Below are 844 nucleotides of genomic sequence, written 5' to 3' on the forward strand. Positions count from 1 at the left end.
CGGAGCGTCCGGCGGTGCACCGCGCCGACGGACCCCGGCGCGCGCGCGTGGCCCTGCTGGCCGGCTGCGCGCAACAGGTACTTGCCCCCGACATCAACACGGCGACGATACGGCTTCTCAACCGCCTCGGGGTCGATGTGGTGGTGGCGCGCGGCGCGGGCTGCTGCGGCGCGCTGACGCATCACATGGGCAAGCACGACCCGGCGATGGCGGCGGCGCGCGCCAACATCGACGCCTGGACCCGCGAGGCCGACGGCGAGGGGCTGGACGCCGTCATCATCAACACGTCGGGCTGCGGCACGACGGTCAAGGATTACGGCTTCATGTTCCGCGCCGAGCCGGGCGACTGGCCGGCGCGGGCGGAGCGCGTCAGCGCGCTCGCCTGCGACATCAGCGAGTTCCTGGCCCGCCACGGCTACACGCCGACCCGGCCGGCGCCCGACCTGCGCGTCGCCTATCACGCGGCCTGCAGCCTGCAGCACGGGCAAGGGGTGACGGCGGCGCCCAAGGATCTGCTGCGCGCCGCCGGCTTCACCGTGGTCGAGCCGGCCGAGGGGCATCTCTGCTGCGGCTCCGCCGGGACGTACAACCTGATGCAGCCGGACATCGCGACCCGTCTGCGCGCCCGCAAGCTGGATAACCTGCGGGCGACGCGGCCGGACCTGATCGCCGCCGGCAACATCGGCTGCCTGACGCAGCTCGCGGGCGACGGCATTCCCACGATCCATACGATCGAGCTGCTGGACTGGATGGCCGGCGGCCCCGCGCCCGCCGGGCTGGCCGCCGGGCTGACGGACCGCCCGGCCACCACCGCGCCCGCTCGCGCCGCCGCCGTCGCCTGACC

At 74.8% G+C, this 844-nt stretch carries 1 protein-coding gene; it reads left to right on the forward strand.

Features of this window, described 5'->3' with window-relative positions; genetic code table 11:
* Positions 1–842: heterodisulfide reductase-related iron-sulfur binding cluster (locus B8460_RS15555; protein ID WP_048862526.1), on the forward strand; the 842-nt coding region annotated here is incomplete at its 5' end.
* Between the last annotated feature and the right edge of the window lie 2 nt (positions 843–844).

The organism is Acidisphaera rubrifaciens HS-AP3, assembly GCF_000964365.1.
Taxonomy (GTDB): Bacteria; Pseudomonadota; Alphaproteobacteria; order Acetobacterales; family Acetobacteraceae; genus Acidisphaera; species Acidisphaera rubrifaciens.